At 62.9% G+C, this 25,594-nt stretch carries 21 protein-coding genes and 1 tRNA gene; 14 read left to right on the top strand and 8 right to left on the bottom strand.

The annotated features are described in order from the left end of the window. Positions 1–14: 14 nt before the first annotated feature. Both ACFFJ7_RS05830 and ACFFJ7_RS05825 read right to left on the bottom strand, forming a co-directional pair. Complete coding sequence (locus ACFFJ7_RS05830) at positions 15–1,574, bottom strand: 2-isopropylmalate synthase (protein WP_166948036.1); 1,560 nt, start codon at positions 1,572–1,574, stop codon at positions 15–17. Positions 1,575–1,972: 398 nt separating this feature from the next. Then, the gene (locus tag ACFFJ7_RS05825) at positions 1,973–2,503 is read right to left on the bottom strand and encodes a CreA family protein (protein ID WP_166948034.1); all 531 of its coding nucleotides are present in this window, start codon (positions 2,501–2,503) and stop codon (positions 1,973–1,975) included. A gap of 216 nt (positions 2,504–2,719) precedes the next feature. Here ACFFJ7_RS05825 and ACFFJ7_RS05820 point away from each other — a divergent pair, with 216 nt between their 5' ends. The 3 genes from ACFFJ7_RS05820 (at position 2,720) to ACFFJ7_RS05810 (ending at position 5,336) form a co-directional block, all read left to right on the top strand. After that, complete coding sequence (locus tag ACFFJ7_RS05820) at positions 2,720–3,235, top strand: MarR family winged helix-turn-helix transcriptional regulator (RefSeq protein ID WP_166948032.1); 516 nt, start codon at positions 2,720–2,722, stop codon at positions 3,233–3,235. Between the two features lie 259 nt (positions 3,236–3,494). Continuing rightward, a complete protein-coding gene (locus tag ACFFJ7_RS05815; protein ID WP_166948030.1) occupies positions 3,495–4,655 on the top strand; it encodes a DUF2865 domain-containing protein in 1,161 nt (386 codons plus the stop codon). Between the two features lie 297 nt (positions 4,656–4,952). Further along, positions 4,953–5,336: a twin-arginine translocation signal domain-containing protein gene (locus ACFFJ7_RS05810; protein WP_377591124.1), complete on the top strand. Its 384-nt coding sequence runs from the start codon at positions 4,953–4,955 to the stop codon at positions 5,334–5,336. A gap of 147 nt (positions 5,337–5,483) precedes the next feature. On the opposite strand, the gene ACFFJ7_RS05805 is transcribed toward ACFFJ7_RS05810, so the two are convergent. After that, positions 5,484–5,684, bottom strand: a complete 201-nt coding sequence (locus tag ACFFJ7_RS05805; RefSeq protein WP_166948026.1) for a hypothetical protein — start codon at positions 5,682–5,684, stop codon at positions 5,484–5,486. A 180-nt stretch (positions 5,685–5,864) separates the two neighbouring features. On the opposite strand from ACFFJ7_RS05805, the gene ACFFJ7_RS05800 reads away from it, so the two are divergent. The 11 genes from ACFFJ7_RS05800 to ACFFJ7_RS05750 all read left to right on the top strand — a co-directional run bounded on the left by ACFFJ7_RS05800 (position 5,865) and on the right by ACFFJ7_RS05750 (position 18,306). Beyond that, on the top strand, positions 5,865–6,140 hold the full coding sequence (locus tag ACFFJ7_RS05800; RefSeq protein ID WP_166948024.1) for a helix-turn-helix domain-containing protein: 276 nt from the start codon (positions 5,865–5,867) through the stop codon (positions 6,138–6,140). Positions 6,141–6,400: 260 nt separating this feature from the next. Beyond that, positions 6,401–8,152 carry a SulP family inorganic anion transporter gene (locus ACFFJ7_RS05795; protein WP_166948022.1) on the top strand — a complete coding sequence of 584 codons (1,752 nt, stop codon included), beginning with the start codon at positions 6,401–6,403 and terminating at the stop codon, positions 8,150–8,152. 315 nt (positions 8,153–8,467) lie between these two features. After that, a complete protein-coding gene (locus ACFFJ7_RS05790; RefSeq protein WP_377591121.1) occupies positions 8,468–9,007 on the top strand; it encodes an invasion associated locus B family protein in 540 nt (179 codons plus the stop codon). A gap of 108 nt (positions 9,008–9,115) precedes the next feature. Then, on the top strand, positions 9,116–10,381 hold the full coding sequence (rlmN, locus tag ACFFJ7_RS05785; RefSeq protein ID WP_377591119.1) for a dual-specificity RNA methyltransferase RlmN: 1,266 nt from the start codon (positions 9,116–9,118) through the stop codon (positions 10,379–10,381). A gap of 123 nt (positions 10,382–10,504) precedes the next feature. Beyond that, positions 10,505–11,095 (top strand): LemA family protein, encoded by a 591-nt coding sequence (locus tag ACFFJ7_RS05780; RefSeq protein ID WP_166948018.1) that lies wholly within the window; start codon positions 10,505–10,507, stop codon positions 11,093–11,095. A gap of 353 nt (positions 11,096–11,448) precedes the next feature. Beyond that, positions 11,449–12,213, top strand: a complete 765-nt coding sequence (locus ACFFJ7_RS05775; protein ID WP_377591117.1) for a competence/damage-inducible protein A — start codon at positions 11,449–11,451, stop codon at positions 12,211–12,213. 141 nt (positions 12,214–12,354) lie between these two features. Continuing rightward, positions 12,355–12,852 (top strand): xanthine phosphoribosyltransferase, encoded by a 498-nt coding sequence (gpt, locus tag ACFFJ7_RS05770; protein ID WP_166948000.1) that lies wholly within the window; start codon positions 12,355–12,357, stop codon positions 12,850–12,852. A 218-nt stretch (positions 12,853–13,070) separates the two neighbouring features. Then, positions 13,071–13,146, top strand: a tRNA-Lys gene (locus ACFFJ7_RS05765). 800 nt (positions 13,147–13,946) lie between these two features. Further along, a complete protein-coding gene (locus tag ACFFJ7_RS05760; RefSeq protein WP_377591114.1) occupies positions 13,947–15,044 on the top strand; it encodes a hypothetical protein in 1,098 nt (365 codons plus the stop codon). Between the two features lie 193 nt (positions 15,045–15,237). Beyond that, positions 15,238–18,063, top strand: a complete 2,826-nt coding sequence (locus tag ACFFJ7_RS05755; RefSeq protein ID WP_377591112.1) for a DUF5906 domain-containing protein — start codon at positions 15,238–15,240, stop codon at positions 18,061–18,063. 57 nt (positions 18,064–18,120) lie between these two features. Beyond that, positions 18,121–18,306 (top strand): hypothetical protein, encoded by a 186-nt coding sequence (locus ACFFJ7_RS05750; RefSeq protein WP_377591110.1) that lies wholly within the window; start codon positions 18,121–18,123, stop codon positions 18,304–18,306. Between the two features lie 509 nt (positions 18,307–18,815). Here ACFFJ7_RS05750 and ACFFJ7_RS05745 read toward each other — a convergent pair. From ACFFJ7_RS05745 to mbfA, 5 genes are all read right to left on the bottom strand, one after another. Beyond that, the gene (locus ACFFJ7_RS05745) at positions 18,816–21,413 is read right to left on the bottom strand and encodes an HD domain-containing protein (RefSeq protein WP_377591108.1); all 2,598 of its coding nucleotides are present in this window, start codon (positions 21,411–21,413) and stop codon (positions 18,816–18,818) included. Between the two features lie 216 nt (positions 21,414–21,629). Further along, positions 21,630–22,106, bottom strand: coding sequence for a hypothetical protein (locus ACFFJ7_RS05740; protein WP_377591106.1), 477 nt, complete (start codon positions 22,104–22,106; stop codon positions 21,630–21,632). Between the two features lie 91 nt (positions 22,107–22,197). Next, on the bottom strand, positions 22,198–22,815 hold the full coding sequence (locus ACFFJ7_RS05735) for a hypothetical protein (RefSeq protein WP_377591104.1): 618 nt from the start codon (positions 22,813–22,815) through the stop codon (positions 22,198–22,200). Beyond that, positions 22,812–24,170, bottom strand: a complete 1,359-nt coding sequence (locus ACFFJ7_RS05730) for a tyrosine-type recombinase/integrase (RefSeq protein WP_377591101.1) — start codon at positions 24,168–24,170, stop codon at positions 22,812–22,814. Before ACFFJ7_RS05730 ends, ACFFJ7_RS05735 begins: the two co-directional genes overlap by 4 nt. Before the next feature lie 325 nt (positions 24,171–24,495). After that, entirely contained in the window at positions 24,496–25,485 is a 990-nt protein-coding gene (mbfA, locus tag ACFFJ7_RS05725; protein WP_377591099.1) for an iron exporter MbfA, read from the bottom strand. Between the last annotated feature and the right edge of the window lie 109 nt (positions 25,486–25,594).

The following is a 25,594-nucleotide window of genomic DNA, read 5'->3' as shown; positions in this document are numbered from 1 at the left end:
CGTTGAGATGCGTATTACGGCGTCGTGGCGTGCGCGTGGGTGCGCGCGCCCCTTGCCCGCAGGCGGTTCAGGGCCGAGAGATAGGCGCGAGCGGAGGCGACCAGCGTATCGGGATCGGCGCCACGGCCGGTGGTTTCGCCGCTCGCGGTTCGCAGCCGCACGGAAACTTCCGCCTGCGCGTCGGTGCCGCCGGTCACGGCATGCACCTGATAGAGTTCCAGCGTGGCGTCATGCGGCACGAGCGCCTTGATGACGTTGAACACCGCATCGACCGGGCCGTTGCCCTCGCCTTCCGCCTCGTGCTCCACGCCATCGATGTCGAGGGTGATCGCGGCCGTCTGCGGCCCGCTCGTGCCGGCGACGACCGATAGCGACACCAGCCTGATCCTGTCCTGCGACGTCAGGATTTCGTCGCCGACGAGCGCCTCGATGTCCTCGTCGTAGACGTCCTTCTTGCGGTCGGCCAGATCCTTGAAGCGCTTGAAGGCATCCTCCAGCGCGTTCTCGCCGAGGTTGAAGCCGAGGTCCTTCAGCTTCTCGCGGAAGGCGTGGCGGCCGGAGTGCTTGCCCATGACGAGCGCGTTCTTGCTGACGCCGACCGATTCGGGCGTCATGATCTCGTAGGTCTGGGCGTTCTTCAGCACGCCGTCCTGGTGGATGCCGCTCTCGTGGGCGAAGGCGTTGCGGCCGACGATGGCCTTGTTGTACTGGACGGGGAAGGACGTCACCGTCGAGACCAGTTTCGAGGCACGCATCAGGTGCGTGGTGTCGACGCCGGTCTCGTAGGGCAGGATGTCGCCGCGCGTGCGGATCGCCAGCACCACTTCCTCCAGCGCCGCGTTGCCGGCGCGCTCGCCGAGGCCGTTGATGGTGCATTCGATCTGACGCGCGCCGGCGCGCACGCCCGCCAGCGAGTTCGCGACCGCGAGGCCGAGATCGTCATGGCAGTGGGTGGAGAAGATCGCCTTGTCGGCGTTCGGCACCCGCTCGATCAGCATGCGGATGAGTTCGTAATATTCTTCCGGCGTCGCATAGCCGACCGTGTCGGGAATGTTGATCGTGGTCGCGCCCGCGTCGATGGCCGCCTCGACGATGCGGCAGAGGTAGTCATGCTCCGTGCGCGTCGCATCCATGGGCGACCACTCGACGTCATCGGTGAAGTTGCGGGCGCGCTTCACCGAAGCGACGGCGCGCTCGTAGACCTGCTCCTGGTCGAGCTGCAACTGGTACTGACGGTGCAGGGGCGAGGTGCCGATGAAGGTGTGGATGCGCCCGCGCGCGGCCGGCCTGATGGCCTCGCCCGCCCGGTCGATATCGTTGGGGTTGGCGCGCGCCAGCCCGCAGACGACGGAGCGCTTCAGGGTTCTGGCGATCTCGCGTACCGATTCGAAATCGCCTTCGGAGGCGATGGGAAAGCCCGCCTCGATGACATCGACGCCCATCTCGTCGAGGACGGTCGCGACCTGCAGCTTTTCCTCGAAAGTCATCGAGGCGCCGGGGCATTGCTCACCGTCGCGCAGGGTGGTGTCGAAAATAACGATGTGCTCCTTGGCGCTCGTCGTTGCCGTGCTCATTGGCCGGTCTCCTTTGAATGGGGCCGCCTTCAGGCGGAAAATGCATGAATCCGGAAAAGCGTCATTGCCCAGAGCGCACGCAACCGTGCGCCGGGCGGAAGGCGATCATCCCCTGAAGGCCCAGGCGAAGCCCAGCCGGCCCTCAGGGGCAGCTAAGGAGGAGGCCGGAAAGAAGAAGCACGGAGGTGAAGGGGCTGACACGCGCATCGGCGCGGCGGGACATACCGTCCGCGGCCGACCGGCCTTTTGTGTCCTTGGAGCGGGAAATGCCCACGCTCACGCCCTCCCTGATGTCGCGGCTATGTGCCCGACGATGACCCCTTGTAACAACCGTGAAGACGGCTGACAACCCCGCGCAACAAAATGTCGGCGATTTTGGCGGAAGCAGCGATCGGCCGTCAGCGCTTCAGCCAGTCTGCGCAGCGCGGCGCATCAGCCGCGCCCCACGGCATGATGGGCACGCCGGAGGTGGAGTTCTTCGGCGACCCCTCGATCAGCTTGTCGGAATAGACGAGGTAGACGAGAACGTTGCGCTTCTCGTCGCAGCCGCGCACGATCTGCATGCGCTTGAAGATCAGCGAGCGGCGTTCGCTGAACACTTCGTCACCCTGCGCGAACTTTTCGTTGAAGGTGATCGGGCCGACCTGATGGCAGGAGAGCGAGATGTCCGACACCTCCTCCGCGACACCCAGCATGCCCTTGACGCCACCGCGCTCCGGCGTGGTGTAATGGCAGGAAACGCCGGACACGACCGGATCGTCGATGCCGTAGACCGCGAGTTTGTCGTCGGGCGTCAGCATCTTCCACACCGTGGACTTCCTGAAGATGAGGTCCGGCCCGTCGGCACGCGCCTGCGCAATGCCGGGGCCGCCCGCCGCGGCAAGAACACCCACGAGAGCGGCGGCGGCAAGACGGGAAACGAAGGACATCGAAAACTCCGGAGCAGATCGCGACGGACAATATATAGCGTATTGCGCGGAAAACGGGGCGTTTTGTTGGCCGGCCGAACATTTTCGCGGTTGCCAGCGGATTTGTCGCAAGCAGCGATTGCCGCGACGTCGGGATCGCTGTATGCCATTGCTGGCTGTCCCGCCTGAAACAATCGGGCGGGGTTTGTTCCCTTATTACCTGCGAGATCCGGCAGCATGACGGACACCCCCGCAGAACCGCTGGCGCTGAGCCGCTTTCTGCCCTACCGCCTGAATGTCCTCGCGCACGTCGTCGCGGGCGGGCTCGACCGCATCTATACCGAACGTTTCGGCTTCGGCATTCCCGAGTGGCGCCTGATCGCGACACTGGGCGAGTTCGGCCCCATGACCGCGCGCGACATCGGCGCCCACAGCCAGATGCACAAGACGAAAGTGTCGCGCGCCGTCGCGACGCTGGAAGAACGCGGGCTGCTCCTGCGCCGTCCCAACGAGCGCGACCGGCGCGAGGCGTTCCTGTCCCTCACCGAGAAGGGCGCCAGCACTTATGCCATGATCGTGCCCACGGCGCTCGAATACTCGCAGCAACTCACGGAAGGGCTTCCCGAGGCCGATCTGGAGGCTTTCGAGCGAATCATCGCCCATCTCATGGAGCGCGCCGGCATCGACAGCGCCGAGCCCCTCGACGGCGCGGGCGATCCTGACCCGTCGGCGCGGCGAAGCGCCGCGTCATAAACAATTTTTGATCGGCCGCCGCCTCCGGCCCACGGCTGGTTCTTTCCTTCGCCCCAACGGGATCGCGCGGCCGGCTCAACCCCGGCGCTGCCGCCGGCGCCGACGAAAGCGCTGGAAAAGCTGGCCGCGACTATAGTAACGATGCTACCAGATGGTTTCAGCCAACGGTTCGTCGGGCCCCTGCGGCAGACAGGATGCGGTTGGCCCGGCGCCGGCCGGGCAGGTCGAGCAAGTGGTCACGCAACGTATGAAAAAAGCTATGCGGGCATCGCTTGCCCTGGCCGGTTTCGGCATCATGACGGGTTGGGGCATCACGGGCGCCGTGGCGCAGGCCGTCGACTGCGCGGCCTACCGGGCCGAACTCGCCGGCATCTCCCGGTCCGTCGATCCGCGCGCGCAGGAGTACACCGTCGCCGCCCAGCGGCAGCGGGCCGAGCTTGAGCGCACGCGCGCCTACTTCGACCAGATCGGCTGCACGCGCACGGACATCTACCGACCGCCGGCCGAGTGCTCCTCGCTGCGCACCCACATGCGGCAGATGCAGGCCAACCTCAACGAAATGCTCGCCTACGCCGACAGGCTGGGCGGCGGACAGCGGAGCCAGGCGCGGCGGCGCGAACTGCAGGCCGCGCTGGACCGTTATTGCGCCAACGAGCCGGCGCGCCCGCGCGGCTTTCTGGAGCGGCTTTTCGGCGGCGGGCAACCGGCGCCAGCGGACGAGCCCCCGCCCACCGCGCCCGCGCCCGAACGCGCGACCGCGCCGGCAACCGAGAAACCGGCAGGCGGCGAGCGCGGGCTCGGCGGCTCGCAGCCCGTGTGCGTGCGCCTGGCCGACGGCTACTTCTTCCCGCTCGGCGCACGGTATCGTGGACGGGAGCAGGCACAGCAGATGTGCCAGGCGCAATGCCCGGCCACCCGCACCGAACTGTTTTTCATGTCGGAAGGCGGCAAGATCGAGCGGGCGCAGAGCGCTTCCGGCGTGCCCTACAGCACCCTGCCGACCGCCCTCGTCTACCAGAAACGCCTCGTGCCCGAAGCCGCCTGCCTGCCGGCGGGCCAGAGCTGGGCCGATGCGCTGCAGGGCGCGGAAACCCTGATCGGGCGCAACGACGACGATATCATCGTCACCGCCGAAAAGGCGGACGAACTCTCCCGCCCCGGCGCCGCCCGCGCCGCACGGCAGGCCGCGGTACAGCCCGCCGCGGCCGGCGACGCGGAGGAGATCCCCGACACGGCGGCGGTCCCGACGGCGAGCGGCGAATCCGCCGGCATCGGCCCCGCCATCGCCGGCGAAGACCGGCCGCTCTCCCGCAAGGACGGGCGCACGATCGTCTCGTCCGGTCCCGACGGTTCGCGGCGCAGCGTCCGGATTGTCGCGCCCTATCTCGTTCCCGTGCAGGAGCCGCTGCACGGGAACTGAGCACGCCGGTCGTTCGCAAACGGCGTGGCGCCGGAGGAACGTGTATAGTTTGGTTTTCTTTTGTAGCGGCATTTCGTATACATGAAATTTTCTTCATCTATACCTGTTAACGATATATTTCCACGTCGACGACTAATTCTGGCCACGGGATTGCAACAATTCATCTGCAACCTGCAAGCGTAAACGGTTCGAGCAGCCGGCCGGAAAACGGGACGGGGAGACGGGCGGCCGGCACAGGCCGACGTCACCCCGCGACCGGCCGGGCAAATTGCAGCGACTCACCTCCCAAGGAGTGGCATGATGGTTTCAAGACGACATTTTCTGAGCGCCCTGCTCGTCGCCGGCGTTGCGGCGCCGCTGGCCGGCATGGCCGCCATTGGCGAAGCGCAGGCCCAGCAGCGCCCCGACCAGTGGCATAACGGCCGCCCCGGCGGGAACAGGCCGCCGCCGCCGCATCAGCCCAACCGCGCGCCGCCGCGTCCGCGCCAGGAGCGCAGGCCCCCGCCGCGCCCCGGTTATGTGTGGGTTCCGGGTTTCTGGGAGTGGAACCCGCGCCGCCGCGACTACGTGTGGAGATCGGGCCAGTGGGTGCGCAACCGTCCCGGCTTCCGGCATCGCGATCCCCGCTGGGTGCGCAGCCACAACGGCTGGACGTTCGATCCCGGCGGCTGGCATCGCTGACGCATCCGCCAGCAGCCTGTCGTCAAAAAACAAGGGAGCGCGGTTATCGCGCTCCCTTTTTCGTTCTCCGGCCGGCGCCTTCCGGCAGCACGCAACGAACCGCCCCAGAAACACTGTTCGCGCCCTGGTCCGATACAGCGGCGTCCGTCAGCGTTTCTCGACCTCGGCGCCCGTCTCCTGCCCAGCGCCCGGCTGCGTCACCGAAGGCGCATCGCTGGCGGGAAAGGTCTCCACCAGTTCCTCGTCCAAGCGGCGGTCGACGCGCGCCTCCTGCTCTTCCAGTTCCTTCCGCCGGGCCGCGTCGTCCTGTCCGGCTTTTCCGGGAGCGCCGGATTGCGTGTTCGTCATGCCAACCTCCATACGCAGGCCTTCACGTCGTCCTGCAATATATCAGGAACGGCGCCGGTTGTCGCCCGACGGCGCGGTCGCGGCACCTCGCATCATGTACGGGATCTGGATAATGATGGTTTTGACATCATAAATAATAGATGATATAGGATCGTTCATGTTTCAGATCGGGTCTATAGCGTGATTACCGCCGCTCAAATGCGCGCCGCGCGGGCTTTGCTGGGGATTGACCAGCGACAGCTCGCCGAGCTTTCAGGCGTCTCCCTGCCCACCATCCAGCGGATGGAAGCGAGCGAGGGGAATGTGCGCGGCGTCGTGGATACGCTGACCAAGGTCATCGAGGCTTTCGATCGGGCGGGCGTGATGCTGCTTGGCGAGAACGCGCCAAGCCAGGGCGGCGGGCGCGGTGTGCGGCTCAAGGAGCCTTCGCCGCCGGTGACGTCCGGCTCGGCCTGAGCCTGTTTTCCGACCGGCGGGTGCCACAGGCGTCCACCAGTCTGGTTCATGTTTGACGCCGCGTAACGGCGACCGCCGCCTCCCACCCCGGCAGCCCATCGCTTCCGGGGGCGCATTCTGGGTCCGACGATCCCGCCACGCTGCGACAATCCGGCGTGTGGTCGCGGCGTGCGAAGGAAGCTTCAGCCGCGCACATGGCCGGCCCTGCGTCCAGAGTGCGCGGCGCCCCCTTGACGGACGCCGCGCGTTGAGGTGTCACGATGTCCCGTTCGCCGACAGCTACCCGCGCCAGCAACGCGCCGACGTTTGTCGAACTGTTTACGCCCAAGCTCATCACCGTCCTGCGCGAGGGTTATACCTTCGCCCATTTCAAGGCCGACGTGGTCGCCGGCCTCACGGTGGCGATCGTTGCGCTGCCGCTGTCGATGGCCATCGCCATCGCGTCCGGCGTCGGGCCGGACCGGGGCCTCTACACGGCGATCGTCGGCGGTTTCCTTGTCTCGCTGCTCGGCGGCAGCCGGTTCCAGATCGGCGGGCCGGCCGGTGCCTTCATCGTGCTCGTCGCGACCACCGTCAGTACGCAGGGCGTGGACGGACTGATCCTGGCGACGCTGCTGTCGGGCGTGCTGCTGCTGCTGATCGGCTTCCTGCAGCTCGGCACCTTCATCAAATACATTCCCTACCCTGTCACCGTCGGCTTCTCGGCGGGCATCGCGGTCATCATCTTCTCAAGCCAGATCAAGGACCTGTTCGGCCTGACGCTCAGCGGCCCGGAGCCCGGACCGATCTTCGAGAAACTCGCCGCGCTGGCGGATGCGTTGCCCACCTTCAACCTCGCGGCGTTCATGCTGGCGGCCGCGACCATCGTCGTCATCATTGGCCTGCGCGAATACCGCCCGCGCCTGCCCGGCCTGCTGATCGCAGTGACGCTCGCGGCGCTGGCCACCTTCGCGCTAGACCTGCCGGTCGAGACCATCGGCACGAAGTTCGGCGGCATTCCGCAGTCGCTGCCCGCGCCGCGCCTGCCGGACATGAGCTTCGAAAAAGTCATCGCGGTGCTGCCTGCGGCCGTCAGCTTCGCGCTGCTCGGCAGCATCGAGAGCCTGCTGTCCGCCGTCGTCGCCGACAGCATGACGGGCCGCCGGCACCGGTCGAATTGCGAGCTGGTCGCGCAGGGCGCGGCGAACATCGGCTCGGCCCTGTTCGGCGGCTTCTGCGTGACAGGCACCATTGCCCGCACCGCCACCAACGTGCGCTCCGGCGCGCACGGGCCGGTGGCGGGCATACTGCATTCGCTGTTCCTGCTGCTGTTCATCCTGATCGCGGCGCCGCTCGCGTCCTATATCCCGCTCGCCGCGCTTGCCGGCGTGCTAGCGACGGTGGCGTGGAACATGGTCGAGAAGCACGCCGTCGCCACTCTGCTGCGCGCCTCGCGCGGCGACGCCGTGGTGCTGGCGGCGACGTTCCTGCTCACGGTCTTCCGCGACCTCATCGAAGGCATCGTCGTCGGCTTCACACTGAGCGCGCTGCTGTTCCTGCATCGCATGGCGCAATCTGTGGAGGTGGAAAACGCCGCCCTCACCCCGCACATCCCGTCCGACACGTCGGATACCGACGAGCGCGACCCGCTGCTGCCATATGACGCAGCCGAGGCGAGCGATCCGGACGTGGTGGTCTCGCGGATTTCGGGCGCGTTCTTCTTCGGCGCGGCCGCGACCGTCGCCACGACGCTCGACCAGATCGCGCGCCAGCCCAAGGCTTACGTCATCGACTTCTCGGCCGTGCCGTTCCTCGATTCCACCGCCGCCGCGACCATCGAGGGCTTCGTGCGCAAGGCGCACGCGCGCGGCGCCATCATCTCCATCACCGGCGCGCGGCCCGGCGTGCGCCGCACGCTGCTGTTGCACGGGGTGCGCCACCCGCTGGTGCACTTCAAGGCCAATGTCCGCGACGCGGTGAACGACGCGCACGCCGCCATCAGGTCGCGACCGGCGGCGCCGGCCGCGACCTGATCCCGAACATGTGAACAGCCGACGCGCGCCGGCCGTCGCTCCGTTTCACCGCATGGCGGCCAGGCCGATGCCCGCGTGGTGCGGCGCCCGCTGCCCGGGGTGGAAATCGCATCCGCCGACGGCTTCTCCGCGACCGGTGACAGAAATTTTACCATCCCGTGTCATGGCTTGGACAAGGTCATGGCCGAAACGAGCCGCAAGTCGGCATCTGCGGTCCGGTCAAACGGCGCGGCGGGTGGCATCCACCGCGGATGACGTGATAGATGTAATGCGACGTCCGGCGACACCGCCGGCTGGAAAGGGTATGATGCGACCATGATTCGATTGACTTCGGCACGCCCCCTCAAGGGTCTTCTCGCAGCCTCGATCCTCGCGTTCGTACTGACGGGCGCGGCAGCACAGGCGCAGCAGCAGGCCGGATCGCGGCTCGCCGGCACCTTCTCCGACTGGAGCGTCTATACCTCCGGACAGGGGGGCGCGAAGGTGTGCTACGCCGTCACCCAGCCGAAGACGCGCCTGCCCGCCGGTCTCAACCGCGACCCGGCCTATCTGTTCGTTTCCTCGCGCCCGGCCGAGAAGGTGCGCAACGAGATCAGCCTCGTGCTGGGTTTCCCGGCGCGCCCTGGCCAGGATGCGCAGGCCGTCATCGACGGCAAGTCCTTCCCCCTCGTCACCAAGGCCGAGAACGCCTGGGTGAAGGACACGGCGCAGGAGGCCGCAGTGCTGGCCGCATTCCGCTCGGGCTCGAAACTGAGCATCAGGTCCACCTCCGCGCGCGGCTCCAGCCTGACCGACGAATATTCCCTTTCCGGCGTCAGCGCGGCCCTGCAGCAGCTCGCGCGCGAGTGCCCCTGAGGGCCGCGACGCCACGACCGGCGATCTCCCTCTGGTTATTCGGGTGAAGACGTGCTATAGGGCCGCTTTCCTGAACAATTCGGATCGGCAGTTGGGGTCGGTATGACAATGGCGGCGGTTGCGCTGGACATCGCGAATGATCATTCCACGGCGAGGAAACCCGCCGCGGACGGCGCGCGCGCCTTGGCTGCCGGGCGCTCTTCTCTTCTCGGTCTGACCCGCGCGGGACTGCGCGACGCGCTGGTGGCGATCGGCGTGCCCGAGCGCGAGCTGAAGATGCGCGTCACCCAGTTGTGGCACTGGATCTATTCGCGCGGCGTGACCGAATTCGACGCGATGACGAACATCGCCAAGGGCCTGCGCACGCAGCTTTCGGCGTATTACACGCTTGCGCGTCCCGAGGTCGTCACCGAGCAGGTTTCCTCCGACGGCACCCGCAAATGGCTCATGCGCATGGCCCCCACCGGCCCGCACGACCGCGGGGCGGAAATCGAGTGCGTCTATATTCCCGAAGTAGACCGGGGTACGCTGTGCGTCTCCAGCCAGGTCGGCTGCACGCTTAACTGTACATTCTGCCACACCGGCACGCAGCGTCTCGTGCGCAACCTCACCGTGGCCGAGATCGTCGCGCAGGTCATTGTCGCGCGCGACCGGCTGGGCGACTGGCCGGAGGCCGTCCCGCCGGCAGAAGGCTTCGTGCCGACGGACGGCGGGCGCTATGTCTCCAACATCGTGCTGATGGGCATGGGCGAGCCGCTCTACAATTTCGACAACGTCCGCGATGCCATGGACGTGGTGAGCGACGGCGAGGGGCTTTCCATCGGCCGACGGCGCATCACGCTGTCGACGTCCGGCGTCGTGCCGATGATCGAGCGCGCGGGTGACGAAATCGGCTCCATGCTGGCCATATCGCTCCATGCCGTGCGTGACGATCTGCGCAACCAGCTCGTGCCGCTCAACAAGAAATACCCGATCGCGCAGCTTCTCGACGCCTGCCGCGCCTATCCCGGCCTCTCCAATGCCAAGCGCATCACCTTCGAATACGTGATGCTGAAGGGTGTGAACGACACGCCGGCCGACGCGCGCGAACTCGTACGGCTGCTGAAGGGCATCCCGGCAAAGATCAACCTCATCCCCTTCAATCCGTGGCCCGGCACGAGCTACGAATGCTCGGACTGGGAGAGCATCGAGCGTTTCTCGGACATCGTGTTCCGGGCCGGCTACGCGAGCCCGGTGCGCACCCCGCGCGGGCGCGACATCCTGGCCGCATGCGGGCAGCTGAAGAGCGAGACGGAAAAGATGCGCGCCCGGGCCCGCCTGATGCTGGAAGGCGAAGCCGCCGGGCGGAACCTTGAGGAAAACCCCGCCGCCTAACAGCGCCGGCCTTGTATGTGACGGAGATTCGGCCTTTATTGAAATCGGTTGTTCGATGAAGCGCCACTCCGCGAAGATAACGGACACAGAGATTTGGTAAGCCAGACTCACAGGATCTCAGGTATGGGGGCTCCCTCCCGCAGCCGCGTCTTTGTCGTGGTTGGCGTGATCCTTGTTCTTGCGCTCGCCTTTGTCGGCGCGCGCTTCATGAACGTACCGCAGGTGCAAAGCCGCGCGACGAGCGCCTGGGGCGAGGTGGAGCGGCAGTTCAAGCTGCGCGCCTATCTGACGCAGGATGTGATTGACGCCGTGCGCGCGGTCAATCCCGCGCAGCTCGACCTGATCGCGGCCCTTGAGAACAAGCGGCAGCAGGTCATCAACTACGCGGCGGATGCGCGCACGCCCTACTCGGCCGATCTGTTCCGCGCCTTCATGACGACGCAGGACGCGCTTTCCGTGGAACTCGGCAAGGTGCTCGACATGATGCAGCTCTATCCGGAGCGGCGGGCGCAGCCACCGGTCAGCACGGTGCTCGGGCGGCTCGCGCAGAGCGAAAGCCGCATCGTCGTCGCGCGCAGCGATTATGCCCGCGCTGCGGAAGCCTACAACCGTCTTGTGACCAAGGTTCCAACCCGCTGGCTCGCCGGGCTGGTGGAGCCCGCAGCCAGGCCGATGATCACGAGCTTCGACCCGGCGGCGCTTCCGAAAACCTAGAGCGCGTTCCGATCAGATGGAAACATCTGATCGATGAGAATCGCTCAAAATAAGGAATCGAGAATCTGTCCTGTTTCAACGTAGACAGAACAGAGTCTGAAGTAGTTTGCATTCAAGTCGATCCAGCGGGTTGGATGCAAGTTGCGCCAACATATAGAATTTTGAGTGCGCGGTCTGATTCCGTCAGAACGGTTGGCCCTCTGGCGCATTGAACCGGGAAATCGGCTTTTCGGGCAAATTGATGCGGAAGAATGGATAGAGCGACGGCGCGATCCTGACTGTCTGGCCGCCGTCTCAAATGCCCGCCCACGGCCCGCTGCGGCATGCCGGGCAACGATCGGAGACGTAAGGTGATGACGGAAGGCATCGAGGCGGCAGCAAAGCCGGCGACGATAACGGCGGCGGTGCTGATCATCGGCGACGAAATCCTCTCCGGCCGGACGAAGGACCGCAACGGCGGCTATATCGCGGAATATCTGACGGCGATCGGCATCGATCTTCGCGAGGTGCGCGTCGTTCCGGATGTTGAGGACGAGATCGTCGATGCCGTCAACGCGCTGCGCGCCCGCTATACCTATGTGTTCACCACGGGTGGCATCGGCCCGACGCACGACGACATCACGGCGGACGCCATCGCGCGCGCTTTCGGCGTGTCGATCGACGAGGATCCGCGGGCGATCGCCATGCTGCTCGAATACATCCGCCCCGAGGACATGAACGCCGCGCGCCGGCGGATGGCGCGCATTCCCGCCGGTGCCCGGCTGGTCGTCAACCCCATCTCGAAGGCGCCCGGCTTCTGGATCGGCAATGTCATCGTGATGGCCGGCATTCCCGCCATCATGCAGGTGATGCTCGACAATGTCGCCCCGCAGCTTGCCACCGGTGTGCCGATGATGTCCCGCACAGTGCGCGCGGCATGCCGGGAGGGCGACGTCGCCGCCGATCTGGCGACGATCGCGGCAAACCACGGGACGGTGTCGATCGGCAGCTACCCGTTCATGGAAAACGGGCAGTATGGCACGCATCTCGTGCTCCGCTCGCGCGACGCGCAGGCGCTGGAAGCCGCGCACAACGAGGTGATCGCGCTCGCCGCGCGGATGACGCTTGCCGCCGGCTAACCTGCCGCCGGGCGGCAGTCGCCCAGATAATATGCGTTCAGACAGCCGTCACGTGAGGCCGTGCATCAGGACTATGGACAATTGCCGGAAGGCGCGCTAACGGCATCTCCTCCTCCCGATTCAGCAAAAGGCATTTTTCACATGACTGCGCCTTCCCGGAAAGCATTCCCGGTTTCGTGGGACCAGTTTCACCGCGACGCCCGCGCGCTGGCGTGGCGCCTGCATGAAGCGGGACCGTTCGAAGCGTTGGTATGCATCACGCGCGGCGGCCTCGTGCCGGCGGCGATCATCGCCCGCGAGCTTGAAATCCGGCTGATCGAAACCGTATGCATCGCCAGTTACCATGACTATGCGAACCAGGGCGAACTGAGGCTGATCAAGGATATCGCGCCGTCCATCAGCCAGAACGCGGGGCGGGGCGTGCTCGTCGTCGACGACCTCGTCGACACCGGCAAGACGCTCGCGCTGGTGCACACGCTGCTGCCAGAGGCCCACTACGCGGCGATCTACGCCAAGCCGCAGGGCCGGCCGCTGGTCGACACCTTCATCACGGAAGTATCGCAGGACACCTGGATCTACTTCCCCTGGGACATGGGCCTGACCTTCCAGCCACCGATCCGCGACGGCGCGGCAGGCTGAACGGCAGCATCGGCGGGCGGGGCTAGATATGTGCAAAAACCGCCCTTCTGCCCGGGAAGCCCGCTTTGCGTATTGACCCGGCGACCGCGACTCCGTATCTGATTACGCAATCCGATGACAGGCAGGTCACAATCGGCCCGAAACGTTCCTTCATCCACTGAGGCTTGACGGGAAACGAAGAAACGGATACGCGGCAATATATGCCGCCATTGGTGAGTGAGCGCGTAGCTCAGCCGGTAGAGCAACTGACTTTTAATCAGTAGGTCCTGGGTTCGAGCCCCAGCGCGCTCACCAAATAAATCAAGCATTTAGCAGGAAGAGAAGACCGGCACTCGGCCTTCGGGGTAACGCTCCGGGTAACGGCGGCAGAGCCGGAAGTGCGGCCATCGCTGCGACAACCTACCGCACCATAAGAACCGTGGCCGTCATCCGACCGAACCGCACACTTTTCGCTGCGCTGGCAGTTTGAAGCGAACCGCCCCCAGCGGAACCGCGAGACATCCATTTTTGAGGCAAAATTTCCCCGCGCCGTTACCCCATCGTTACCCTCGACTAGCGCATGCAGGAAAAAACACGAACAACAAATTGATATATAAAGAAATAATTTTATAGAGCCGCTGATACTATATCAGCGGATTGCGTTTTCGTGCGCCGGAAACCGCAGCACGGCCGAACACGAAGCACAATGCGCGCCAACGTCACCGACCTTTCGTCCTAAAAATTCGCCCCGGTTTTATTTCCATGATCCACGCCGCCCCGCGTGGTGAATTGTGCTCACGTTCGATAACGCGGGGATAGCGATATGACGATTACGGCGACGCGGGCGGAGGATCGGGAGTATCTGCCGACGCGCGATGTTCTGGCCCGGTATTCCACAACGGCCATGACTTTGTGGCGGTGGGAGAGAGACCCGCGCATGAGTTTCCCTGCCCCGGTCTTTTTCGGACGCCGGAGGTACTGGCGACGGGCTGATCTGGAAAAATGGGAGCGCGAGCGCGCGGCACGCCGGGACTGACGGCCACGTCCTGACGAGTAGAAAAATGGCCGCACGGGGAAAAGCGCGGCCCGCATTCATCAAACAAGGAACAAAGCAGATGACGAAACGTATCAAGTCGCGCGACGAGGCGCAATTCCACGTTAGCGTGAATGATGTTGAGCACAGGCGGAACGTTGGACGGGCGCTCACGCTGTTCAAGGCGCTGCGCGACAGCGCAATTGATTTGGGGCGCGGGCGACGCGAGGCCATTACCGCCGCCGCCGCTGCCGTGACCCGAATGTTCCCCGGTGTGAACTTGTTGTCCGCGCTCGGCGTCGAACCCAAAGACCCACCGGACGGGGTGGAGCGGCCCGAAGCCGGGGATTTCGGGAACGTCGTGTTTCCCGACTTGATCGCCCCGGAGCCGGGACCGTCCGGCGAGAATTTCGACCCGGCCGCAAGCGATGCGTTCATGGACCTTGTTCGTATCATCGACGGACTTTTGGCGGCGGACCTTGGCCCGGTGCTGATCCCCGGCTTTGCCGGTGGCGGCGAAGTAGCAACGGTTGATTGTGAACCGGTTGTGGCGGCGCACGCCGCAAGTCGAGGCTGGTCCGTGCGCGCCGATGCGCAGAACATCGCGGCGACATTCGCGGTGCGACTGGCGGCCGGTCTGCCGCTTGGAACCCGACGTTCAGGCGAGGAACCGAATGTTGCGGATCGGCCCTTGCGCATCGTGATCTGGACCCCGTGGGGTGCTGACGGACTGCGTAAAGCTATCGGCGGCGCACGATGGGCGGGCCGCATCGGCGGCGGCGAACTGCTGGCACTTGCCGGCGATCACGGGCACGGCGTTACGCTGGACGAAGCATACAAGATCGCGGACGACGGGCACGACGCGCTTATCGTTGCGCATGCAAGCGTCGAGGATGCGATTTCGCTTGAAGGGCCGGGCCGGGTGGCGGTGGTCGCTGTCGGGGGAGCTCTTTGCTATACCGGCAGCGGCGCATGGCTGTTCGCTGACACAAAGTACGCTGATCGCCGCGCGGACGCCCGCTTGAGCTTCTTCGTTTTTCGCGGCGATGAAGACGACATCGTGGAAGCGGATTTCATCGTGCACGCCTGCGGCACAGGCAGCGGCAGTCATATTCCGGAGCTTCATTGGGGGGTGACGATGGAACCACCCGCGCACCGGGACGCTGCGCGCGCAGTCTGAACACCCCCGACACCAATCCCCCGCGCCCGCATTACGGCCGCTATCCCCATGGGCACGGGGCAAGATCAAAACCAGACCAATTTAATCGAACAGAAGGAGGATCAATCCCGATCCAGACGGCTTAGCCGTTCTCGAAAATAAAATCCCGCCGTTCGGCAATTCCCGGCGGGTTCGAGATAGTCGAGCAATCACAATGAACAGTGATTTTATGCATGAAAACTTTGATAATGTCAATAGACATACACATGAAACTGGTGAAAAATCTAGGGATAAGCGCCACAAACCTTTCCACGACATCGCGCTAGACCTGTTCCGGCGCGGCTACCGCCCGATCCCGCAACACGCGGGCGAGAAGAAGCCGCATATCAAGGGGTTTCAGAACTACGCGCATGAAGCGCCGTCCGAAGACATCCTCCGATATTGGATTGAAACGTTCGGCGACGGCAGCTCATTCCGGCCCGCCGACGTGTCGGTCGTGAACGGGTCTACGCTATTGACCGTCGATATCGACGTTGACGGCGCGCCGGACGTTGTGAACGCCGTTCGGGCCGCGCTTCCCATCACCCCATCAGGCAAGCGCGGGCGGCCGGATCGGCTTTCGCTGTTCTTCCGTGGGCACCCGACGTTGCGTAAAGGCGTTATCACGCTGACGCGGGGCAAAACCACCGACGTGACAACCGGCGAAGTTGTTCCCAAGGTCATCGGGCATGTCGAGCTGTTGGCAGAGCGTAACCTGACCACGTTGCCGGCGTCGTGGCACGGGCCGGCCGGCCGGCGTTATTCATGGGATGGCACGCCGTTGACGGATATCGACGCGGCGGACCTGCCGGAGTTGGTTCCGGCGGACGTGGAAAGTTGGGACGCCGTTTCCGACGCCATTCGCGGGGCGCTGGGGCCTTTGGGCGTGACGGCGGAATTGGTGATGCGTGGGACCGGATCGGGCACCGGCGGGGGTGATGGGCCGCACGACGCTGCCCCGGAACTGATTGCCCTTATCAGGAAGATGCTGGCCGGCGTGCCCTACGGCCACCGCGACAACTGGATCAAGCTTGGCTTTGCGCTGAAGGCGTACGGCGGCGACGAGATGTTCGATGTTTGGGACGAATGGTCGGAACGTGTCCGTACCGACCCCGACCAGCTCATGGAAGACCGTGACACCCGTTGGGCCGGGTTCAACCCGGAGGGCGGGCCGGGGCTGTTGATCGCGTGGTTCAAGAAAAACGGCATTCCCGACGCCGGCGCAAGGCTGGCGAAGCTGGACGGCTTCAAATCCGAACAGGCGTCGGCAAGCGATTTCGACGGATCGACGGCCATCCCCGACGATGACGCCGACGCGGACGACGCGCTTATGCGCGAGCTTCTGGACCTGTTGACGTGGGACGGTGCGCCGGAGACGGTGGTCTTCGAGGAAGCCTATATCGAGGCGCTGGCGCGCATCAGGGGCCGCGACGAGGCGGCGTATCAACGCTGGCGCGGCTTGTTGAAGGACGCGGGCGTGAGCTACGCCACCCTGCGGGCGTTGGACCGGGCCACGGACGAGCGCGTGAAAACTGCCCGCGAGGTAAAGAAGGCGACGGCCGGTGCCGAGCGGGCGGAGCGTATGAGAGCATCGGCGGACCGGCGCAACCGTGACGCGGCGGAACCTTCAGACTTCAATGACCCCGATACGTGCGTCGAGTGGTTCAATGATCGGTGCGCAATAGTCAACGTGTCGGGGCAAACGGCGGTAGCATACGACTGGCGGCCGGTGGTCGAGTTTGCCGGCGAACGCTCTGCCGAGCTTCGGTTCCGCGACAAGCGCGTGCTTGTGGTGGATGATGACGGCGACGCGGACATGGTGCCGGCTTTCCGCTTCTGGGCGCAGAGCCCAAAGCGGCGGCTCTTTGACGGCGTTGCGTTCGTTCCCGCGCGCTACGGCAGCAACGATCCCGGAGATGATGGCGTGTATAATCTTTGGCGGGGATGGGGCGCGCCACCGGCGGATTGCTCTGCCGAGGAAGCAGCCGAAGGGTGCAAGCTGATACGCGCCCATATGCGCACCATCGTTTGCAGCGGGAACGAAGATCACTACCGTTATCTCGTTCGATGGCTGGCGCACCTTGTGCAACGGCCATGGGAGAAACCCGGCGTGGCCGTGGTGACGCGAGGCAAGAAACGCATCGGCAAGGATACGTTGGGCACGTATATAAGCCGCATGGTCGGATCGGCTCACAGCCTTCATCTTGCGGGCAGTGACCGCCTCGTTGATCGCTTCAACGGTGACTTCAAGCAGGCACTGTTTACGCACGTCGAGGAAGGCAGTTGGGGCGGGGATCGCAAAGCCGAGAACGTCTTGAAGTCGCTTATTTCCGCACCCACGATGACCGTCGAGGACAAGTTCATGCCGCGCCTGAAGATCAGGAACGCAACGCGGTTCTTTCTGTCATCAAACGAAAGTTGGGTTATCCCGGCATCCGACGACGAGGCGCGGTATTTCGTTCTTGACGTGTCCGAAGCACGGCGGTCGGATCATGACTACTTCCGCGCGATCAATGCCGAGATGGACGACGACGGGCCTGCCATGTTGCACCGTTGGCTGTTGGAACAGGACATCAGCGACTTTGAGGTCCGGGACGTACCGCGCACCGACGCCTTGCGGGATCAAGCCATCGAGGGCTACAGGGATGTTCACGCCTTCATATTCGACATCCTGAACGGCGGCCACGGCTTCGACCACTGGACGGAAGCCGAGCCGCTGGAAATAGCGCCCAAAGACCTTCACGCACGGTATCTTCGGGCGGCCGAAAAGCAGCGCAACCGCTTCAACAGCAGCATTGGACCGCAACAGTTCACGCGACGATTGAGAGACGTGCTCCCCATCGCGATGGGCACCGGCCGCATGGTGCGAAGGAACGCAAAAGCCTCGTGGTCGTTCCGACTGGACCTTGCGCAATGCCGGGCGGAGTTCGAGGCGCAGGCGGGGACTATCGAGTGGGAAGACACCGGGGGCGAAACCGTCGTTGGTGAAGGCTTCGATTAAGCGAAAGGGGCGGCCGATGGGCCGCCCTTCTTCGTTAAACCGCCGCGCGGATCGGGCATGACGGCCAGCGGGTGGGGGATTTTGGCGGCAATCTTTGCGCAAACCTCAATCTTTGCACCAATCTTTGCGCTGAAAAACCCTTATATATCAATGACTACGCCAAGACAGCCAAGAATGCCAAGATTTTTATATACATTAAAGGGAAAATGGATTCGTGTGCGTTTGGTGTTTGTATCTTTATAGATACGGTAAAAGGTTATAACCTGCATATAGCCCGAACTCACACACCATGGTTTTTCTATAATAGATTGCTCAAAAATCTCTGCGGTCTTTGCGTCTTTGCGTAGTCATTGATATATAAGAGTTTTTCGGTGCAAAGACGGATGGCTGCGCAAAGATTATCTTTGCGCAGCCGGTTCCAGCCCGCAGGATGGCCGTCACCCACCCAATTGCGGCCAAGCCGGCGCGTGTCGGCTGCGCCCGATCAGGGCGCGCCAATGGACGCGCGAAGGATATGCCGCCTCGCGTTCTGCTTTACGGTGGCGACCATTGTCTGTTCTGGGGTGGTTTGCGGACTGGCGGCTTCTGGGCGGGCTTTCGCAAAAATGGACATTAGGCGATCGTCAGGTTTGGGGCCGTCAGCGCACCAACTGCTTATGGCAGGAATCCGAAAGCGGCCGCGTTTGTCTCCACGCAGCCGCGCCACTGACAAACGCGAAATAGTTACGCAGGCATGGCACAATCACGGTTCGTCACGTTTGCGCCGCTGGCTTCAAGGTCATTACCAGTGCATCGATTTCACCTATCAGTGACCTGCCTACACCTCTTACTTCGGTAACACAAATAGCCAGACCTTCTCTCCCCGCCTCTCGCTGAATGCAGTCGAACAAGGAATTGCGTTGATAGCTACCATCGTCCTCTTTCTTTAACGACATGTAGGACCCATTGCTAATGGGCTTAAGCGTCCAATAGTTTTCTAGCTCGAAAAACTGCCCATGCATTTCAACCATATCCAAGTACCGGGATTTGAGTACAGCGATACCCTCACTTGCCATCATTGACATGATCGTGGGGAGATCGAAAAATTCTGGCTGTTCCTGCCTCATAAACAACGCTGTCGCAACGCTTGTCGGGTCTATGTGTAGATCGCTGAGGCTATAGGCGGCGAGACACCATGTCAGCTTGTCCGCTCCTGCCTGTCTTAGCATCTCCAGTTGCTCGTCGGCCCACTTAGCCAGAGAACTCGCGCTTGCCCTAGTTTCTGCCGAAGTATCTCTCTTGGCGGACTGCGCATTATAGTCAAGGTAGCCAACGTATGAGTGGGAACCTCGAGAGTGTATGGTGGTCGCTAAGCCTCCCACAGAACGAACTGATAGGAAATTGCTATCCTTGTGAAGATGCGTTGAAAGAGCAGCCAGCCCACAAATAGCACCTTCGTCGTCATGTAGGTATCTCAAGCGCTCCGCGTAAACTCCAACGTCTATAGCGACGTCTGCATTGGGATTACTGCCAGAGAAAGACAATTGGCCCAGCCAAGCACTACGTTTTTGCGGTGTGTCAATATGCTGGATGCTTTCGTGTACAGTGCGGGTCCCGTGGTCATCCGATAGTTGCACGTCTACATCCAGACCTGCCGTCAAAGCGGCCAAATAATCACCGAACGGCACTACGAAGTTCTGGCTTCGTATATTGTCAGCTGTGATGTTGGGATTGTCTATGTCGCTATGAGCATTCAGAAGCCGCATTGACACCTTCGTGGACGAACCACTTTCGAACGCTGCTGGTCTACCCGAGGACAGAGTTGGGCGCATTGTTAGCCCATTCGGAAACGACAGAGTTCGGCATTCTGCTAAGCCCTCATCGGGACGCCGAGACGACACCAAGACCTTATCTGCGGCCATGAAGATAGAATAGAAGCCTACGCCAAAACGACCTATCGATCGGAATGAAGAAGAGACTAATCCTGGCAACTCTTCCCGAGCCAAATCTGATGCCCAAAATGAACTACCAAAATCCAAAAGCGGGCCAGTCAGAACCCGTTCCGACATCCCCATGCCGTCATCTTGCACATCGAGCCAAACTTCGGCTCCTTCGTGCCTTAGACCAATACTGATTGAACCATGATAGCTCGGCTCGACTGAGCGTCTAGCAACAATCGCGTCACGTGCGTTCTGTATGATCTCACGTAACGCTATCTCGACTTTATCGGATTGAACTCCGTACAAATTTTCGCCGCCAAGGCTCTTAATGAGATTCTCGATGTTGCTCACGTGCAACTTTGCAGAGCAAGGTTTCCAGCCCACAACTTTTACATGCGCACTCAACGTTTCTGGTGAGCTAGAGCCGGTAATGCGCTTTACGGCGAAGGGCGGACTGATGTTGTGCAATGTACGCTCTGCAAGCGCGGCATTAGACGATGCAACTTCATTTGCTAGAACAGAAATGGCATCGAAAGCGACCCACCATGCGTCAACATCGTCTGGTCCAAAGGTTTTGTTGGACGTAAAAAGCAATGAACTACGGCTTGGGTCAGACTGGTCTAGATCGACCCTTGCAAGCCAGTTCTGCGCCTTCCAATGGTCTGCAGAAATTCCCACCCGCCGGGCCAGCGCATAGAAGAAATCCGGCGCTCGTCTGTCGTCAATATGAGCGGCGTCTGCACAGCGCAGGAGCAGAGCGAGCTTCACTGGATCAATTCGCCACTCACGAGGAAGAAAACCCGGTGCGTTAACTTGCGGCGGTAGAGTGGCTAGAACTTTTTCGACAGGCCAGTGGTGACTGGCTGCGATATCGCCTATCAACGGGCCGAAACGCTGTCTCAGTTCGCTATCTTCAATGAGATGGAGCTGTTCGCCAGTCATATTGGTCCACGCTCTGGTTCCTAAGGCACCTGCTTGCTTTGCATGAAGCGTGCGAAGGGTAGTGAAGTCTGCTCGCTCGGCTAGTTGCGTCTCACCGATGCCTGATGTCGTTTTCCGAAGTCCTTCATATGCATCTTTCCATTCCACTGTCTGTCTTAGTCCCTCAGCGCCCCCTTCATAGGCTTCAAAACAAAGTGCAGCATCGTGCAGCAGAATGGCTCCACCTAGGACAAAGCCCTCAAGTGGATTGAGGGGATAGTCAGGGCCTGCCACCAAATCGGCGGTTTCCCAAAGGGCATCTAGGTGGGTGACATCGTGTATGGTCAGTTGCGGCAGAGCCTTGGAAATCTGTGCTGTTAGTACTGCGGCTCTGTCTCGCATGACATTGTGTGTGCTTAGCAGCCGCAGCTGCGAGGCATTGTTACTGTCTACGCTAATGCTGCCCATCGAGCGCAGCCATAGGCCAGTTCCTTGATACTGATGCGGCATAGCGTTCCCCCCACACGATTGGTACAGAGTCTTGGTATGCCCCTCATTCGTCAAGTGGCAGTCACCGAACTGAACGTGTTGCCCGTGAGGAGCGCCATGGCAGGTTTTGGGGTCTTGCAAACCGGTGCTAAACGCCCGAAATGGGGTCGCAAGCGGACATAAGGAGGATATTCGAGAGAAACGCTACCGGCGCAAGAAGCGCAAGCACGAAGATTGTCAGTAGTTAAGGTGCTGGTATCCGGCGGGCCGCCAGATATGCGGCGTCGGGGCGGCGGCCGGGGCGGTTGTCGTGATGTTGACGTTCACCGGCCGGTTCATGGCGTCTATCATTTGCTGGCGCTGCATTGCGGCACTGGCAGCTTGAAGGCTGGCCCCTAGCTGCGCCGACGCCGCTGCCCGGTTGCGATCAATTTCGGCGTCGATGTTGGATGCGACCGAAACAAGAAGCAGCTTCGCTTCCGCGTCCGTGATAGCGCCCTGTTTCCACTTTTCTTGTATGGCGTCACCGGCGGCAATGTACGTCGTCTTGTAGCGGTTCGGCGCTGCTTTCGCCACGGTCGCGGCTCTTGTGCAACTCCAAACCTTCCCGAAGTCTCCCCCGGTGTCGCAATTCGAGTACAAACCGGACGCGGTGACGCAACCAGCGGCAGGGGCCGCGAGGGCCGTCACGAAAAGCAAATCGCGAATTTTCATTTCCCGTCCCTGTTCCTACGCAACCATTCGTACGCAGCTATGTAAATCGACACCCCGACGGCAACCGCCGCGATGCTTTCAACCGTGAAGATCATGTGAGCCGATCTTTTTCGTTTCGCCATATGGTTTCGACCGCTTTTTCTCCGACATTTGCAAGACCTTTTTCCCCAACAAGTTCCGCCACGAGGCTGCACGCGGAGACGGCGTTGTCGTTGCTTCGCGTCAAATTAATGCCATGCCGCAGCGCGATATTGACGGTTTCGGCAATCACGGTATCCCGAAACCCCGCCTTGGCCGGCTTCGCCCCGTCGCCCCTGACAGCAGCGGCCGCGAACGCCCGGATAGGTGACGGGACGGGGCGGCCTCGCTCAAGGCAGAAAGCGGCGACCCGGCGCGCGATAGGTTCCCCCGCCGTGCCCTCGCTTCGGATCGTGACCGCGATCCTGTCAAGCCCGTGTTCGACGTGAACCCCTTCGCCGCGCTGCAATGCTTCGCTCTCGGCTTCCAGAACCCGTTGCGCGGCCAGAAGTTCGGCCGCCAGTGTACCCCTGTCCGGCATTTTGCAGAGCGGAACCGTTTGATCCAGAAAGTCGCGGATTTCAGCTTTGGCGGCAACGATGGCCGTGGTGGCGACAATCGTTCCTCGGCGACCACGACGCCGCGCCGGCAGCGACGGGAACATTTCAAACAGGGTGCGGTCACTGCTCATGACTGCGCCCCCGCAGCCTTCGGATGAAGTGCCACCACGTTGTCGCCGGGCTTTTGGTTGACGATCCGGTCAACCCGCACCGCCCACGCTTGAAGGGCCGCGCGCTTTTCATCAGCGAAGTCGTGGCGCTGGTAAACGCCCGTCACGCCGCCGAAAGTCCCCGAAACGTGGTTCAACACCTTTTCGACAACGTGGATGGGGGCACCGTTCTTCGCCATGCCCGTCGCTACAGTCCGCCGAATGTCATGCAACCGCCAAGGCGCGAGCGTGATGACTTCTGGATCGCCGCCGTTCTCGGCCGCCTGCTTGCGCAGGGCTTTCAGCATCTCGGCGTCAAGCGTTCGCTTAGCGCGGGAGAAGCCCGACACCGGCGTGGTGCCGGTGGTCGTGAACACGATATCGCCCGTCTGATGAGCATGCGAGAGGGCGTCGCGGGTCGCATCGCTCAAGGGCACAAGGTGGGTTGTGTCATTCTTGGCGCGCTCGCGCGGTATGGTCCATAAATCGCCGCTCACTTCCTCCCACCGCATGCCCGCGACTTCATCGCGGCGCTGGCCGGTTAGCACGAGAAGCTTGACCAGCGGGCCGAACGGCCACCCGATAGCATCGCACGCAATCCACAAGGCGCGGGTTTCGTCGTCGCTCAATACGCGGTCACGGGACTTTTCGGCTGTCGGCGGCTTCAAGCCTTCGCATGGGGATGCAGCCAACAAGGTGCGCTCCACCGTCCAGTTGAACAGCTTGCGCAGCGCGGCGAACGCCCGGTTCGCCTGCACGCCCGCCCCGCGATCCACGATGCTGTCGAGATGGGCGAGGACATCAGCGCGATCGATGGTCGTCACCGGGCGGTGCCCCCACTTGTCGATAGGACTGCCCTTGAGAACCGCGAACAGCGCGGGATCGTTCGCGAGCGCGTCGGCCACCTTCGTGTCGGCCGCCGCCGCGATCTTTCCCTTGTCGGGCGCAAGGCCAAGCTGTCGGGCGGTTTCCTTCCACGAGCGGTTCTTGGGCGCTGCATAGCGGGCGAGAAAGGAACGCACAACGGTATCGAAGCGCCGCAGGTCCGCCGTCTCACGCTCGTGCTGCTTCGCCGCCGCCGGGTCCGCGCCTTCCTGCACCGCCCGGAGCGCGGTACGGGCCGCATCACGCGCGCCGGCGAGGTCAAGCGCCGGGAATGCGCCCAAGGTGAGTTTCTTCGGTTTGCCATGCGACCTATAGCGGGCGGCCCATGATTTCTTGCCGGAGGGCTGGACCACGAGATACAGCCCGACCACAAAGCCATCGGGGATTTCAATGCGCTTTTCGGGATCGGCCTTGATCTTTTCGACCGCAGCGGCGGTGAGGGCCTTCGCCATCGGGGTATCTCCGGGGTAACGAAACGTGCGTGTTATGCGCTGTTATCCCGTGTTATCATCAGTTGCTCACAACTGCAATTTATGCATTAATTATCAACTATATCGTACGATACAAAGTTATTGAATGTTACCCCACGTTACGGTGTATCCAGCGACTTTTAATCAGTAGGTCCTGGGTTCGAGCCCCAGCGCGCTCACCAAGAAATTATGTCAATCAATGCGTTGTACATTCCACGGATTGGCTGATCATTCCGCTGCGGCAAATCGCGGGCGGCTCGCTTCGGCCAGCGTCCAGGCATCTTGAATGTCGGAGGCGGCAGGAAGCTTATCCGCCGCCAATAAGCACCCCCGCGGCGAAGACCAACGCGCCGCCCAGCACGACCTGAAACGCGGCGCGGAGGAATGGCGTTTCCATGTAGCGGTTCTGGATCCAGGCGATAGTCCAAAGCTCGATGAAGACCACGAGGACGGCGATCGCAGTCGCGGTCCAGAAATCGGGGATCAGGTAGGGCAGCGCGTGCCCCAGTCCTCCCAGCGCGGTCATCACCCCGGAGGCAAGGCCGCGCTTCCACGGGCTACCGCGGCCTGACAGAACGCCGTCGTCGTGCGCCGCCTCGGTGAAGCCCATCGAGATCCCCGCCCCAACGCTGGCGGCAAGGCCGACCAGGAAGGTCGTCCCGCTGTCCTGGGTGGCGAAGGCGGTGGCGAAAATCGGCGCCAGCGTCGAGACCGAACCATCCATCAGCCCTGCCAGTCCCGGTTGCACCCAGGTCAGGATGAACTGCCGCCTCTCGGTGAAGTCCTCGGCGGCTTTGGCATCCGCGCCCAGATGGGCAATCTCCAGAGCCTCGGCCGTTTTCTCGTGGCCGGCTTCGGCCGCGGCCAGATCGCCCAGCAGCTTGCGCGTCGCTGCATCCGTGGTCCGGCCAGCGGCGTGGATGTAGAAGGCTTCGGCTTCCTTCTCCATGGCCGCCGCCTCGCCGCGGATCGTGTCCAGAGAGAGATTGGCCGACAGCCAGACCGGCTTGCGCGTGTAGTAGCCCGCCACATGTTCGCGCCGGATCAGCGGGATGACCGGGCCGAACCTCACCTCGTGCAGGTCGATCAGGCTGCGGCGGTGGTCGTCCTCCTCGGCGGCCATGCCCTCGAAGATCGCCGCGGTGTCGGGATAGTCGCCCCGCAGCTTTTCGGCATACTGGCGGTAGATGCGGGCATCGTCCTCCTCGGAGGATATGGCGAGCGCAAGAATCTCCTGCTCGTTCAGGTCCGAGAAACGACGACGGGAAGACAGGGCGGTCAGCACGACAGGCTCCATTTTAGAATTATTCTATAATAGGCGAGAGCACCGCAATTGCCAAGCTGCTTGTGCACGGCACAATAGAGCCTTCGCGAAAGCGGTTGAAAGCCGCACGCTTTCGGACAAT

It is taken from the genome of Pseudochelatococcus lubricantis (assembly GCF_042432495.1).
In the GTDB taxonomy this organism is placed as follows: domain Bacteria; phylum Pseudomonadota; class Alphaproteobacteria; order Rhizobiales; family Beijerinckiaceae; genus Pseudochelatococcus; species Pseudochelatococcus lubricantis.
Note: the sequence above shows the minus strand (reverse complement) of the source record. Positions and strands in the feature narration are given on the sequence as shown.

Bases quoted from the DNA above. Each gene is read 5' to 3' on its own strand.
- ACFFJ7_RS05830 (WP_166948036.1), bottom strand. From the start codon at position 1,574: ATGAGCACGGCAACGACGAGCGCCAAGGAGCACATCGTTATTTTCGAC.
- ACFFJ7_RS05825 (WP_166948034.1), bottom strand. From the start codon at position 2,503: ATGTCCTTCGTTTCCCGTCTTGCCGCCGCCGCTCTCGTGGGTGTTCTT.
- ACFFJ7_RS05820 (WP_166948032.1), top strand. From the start codon at position 2,720: ATGACGGACACCCCCGCAGAACCGCTGGCGCTGAGCCGCTTTCTGCCC.
- ACFFJ7_RS05815 (WP_166948030.1), top strand. From the start codon at position 3,495: ATGCGGGCATCGCTTGCCCTGGCCGGTTTCGGCATCATGACGGGTTGG.
- ACFFJ7_RS05810 (WP_377591124.1), top strand. From the start codon at position 4,953: ATGATGGTTTCAAGACGACATTTTCTGAGCGCCCTGCTCGTCGCCGGC.
- ACFFJ7_RS05805 (WP_166948026.1), bottom strand. From the start codon at position 5,684: ATGACGAACACGCAATCCGGCGCTCCCGGAAAAGCCGGACAGGACGAC.
- ACFFJ7_RS05795 (WP_166948022.1), top strand. From the start codon at position 6,401: ATGTCCCGTTCGCCGACAGCTACCCGCGCCAGCAACGCGCCGACGTTT.
- ACFFJ7_RS05790 (WP_377591121.1), top strand. From the start codon at position 8,468: ATGATTCGATTGACTTCGGCACGCCCCCTCAAGGGTCTTCTCGCAGCC.
- rlmN (WP_377591119.1), top strand. From the start codon at position 9,116: ATGGCGGCGGTTGCGCTGGACATCGCGAATGATCATTCCACGGCGAGG.
- ACFFJ7_RS05780 (WP_166948018.1), top strand. From the start codon at position 10,505: ATGGGGGCTCCCTCCCGCAGCCGCGTCTTTGTCGTGGTTGGCGTGATC.
- ACFFJ7_RS05775 (WP_377591117.1), top strand. From the start codon at position 11,449: ATGACGGAAGGCATCGAGGCGGCAGCAAAGCCGGCGACGATAACGGCG.
- gpt (WP_166948000.1), top strand. From the start codon at position 12,355: ATGACTGCGCCTTCCCGGAAAGCATTCCCGGTTTCGTGGGACCAGTTT.
- ACFFJ7_RS05760 (WP_377591114.1), top strand. From the start codon at position 13,947: ATGACGAAACGTATCAAGTCGCGCGACGAGGCGCAATTCCACGTTAGC.
- ACFFJ7_RS05755 (WP_377591112.1), top strand. From the start codon at position 15,238: ATGAACAGTGATTTTATGCATGAAAACTTTGATAATGTCAATAGACAT.
- ACFFJ7_RS05750 (WP_377591110.1), top strand. From the start codon at position 18,121: ATGACGGCCAGCGGGTGGGGGATTTTGGCGGCAATCTTTGCGCAAACC.
- ACFFJ7_RS05745 (WP_377591108.1), bottom strand. From the start codon at position 21,413: ATGCCGCATCAGTATCAAGGAACTGGCCTATGGCTGCGCTCGATGGGC.
- ACFFJ7_RS05740 (WP_377591106.1), bottom strand. From the start codon at position 22,106: ATGAAAATTCGCGATTTGCTTTTCGTGACGGCCCTCGCGGCCCCTGCC.
- ACFFJ7_RS05735 (WP_377591104.1), bottom strand. From the start codon at position 22,815: ATGAGCAGTGACCGCACCCTGTTTGAAATGTTCCCGTCGCTGCCGGCG.
- ACFFJ7_RS05730 (WP_377591101.1), bottom strand. From the start codon at position 24,170: ATGGCGAAGGCCCTCACCGCCGCTGCGGTCGAAAAGATCAAGGCCGAT.
- mbfA (WP_377591099.1), bottom strand. From the start codon at position 25,485: ATGGAGCCTGTCGTGCTGACCGCCCTGTCTTCCCGTCGTCGTTTCTCG.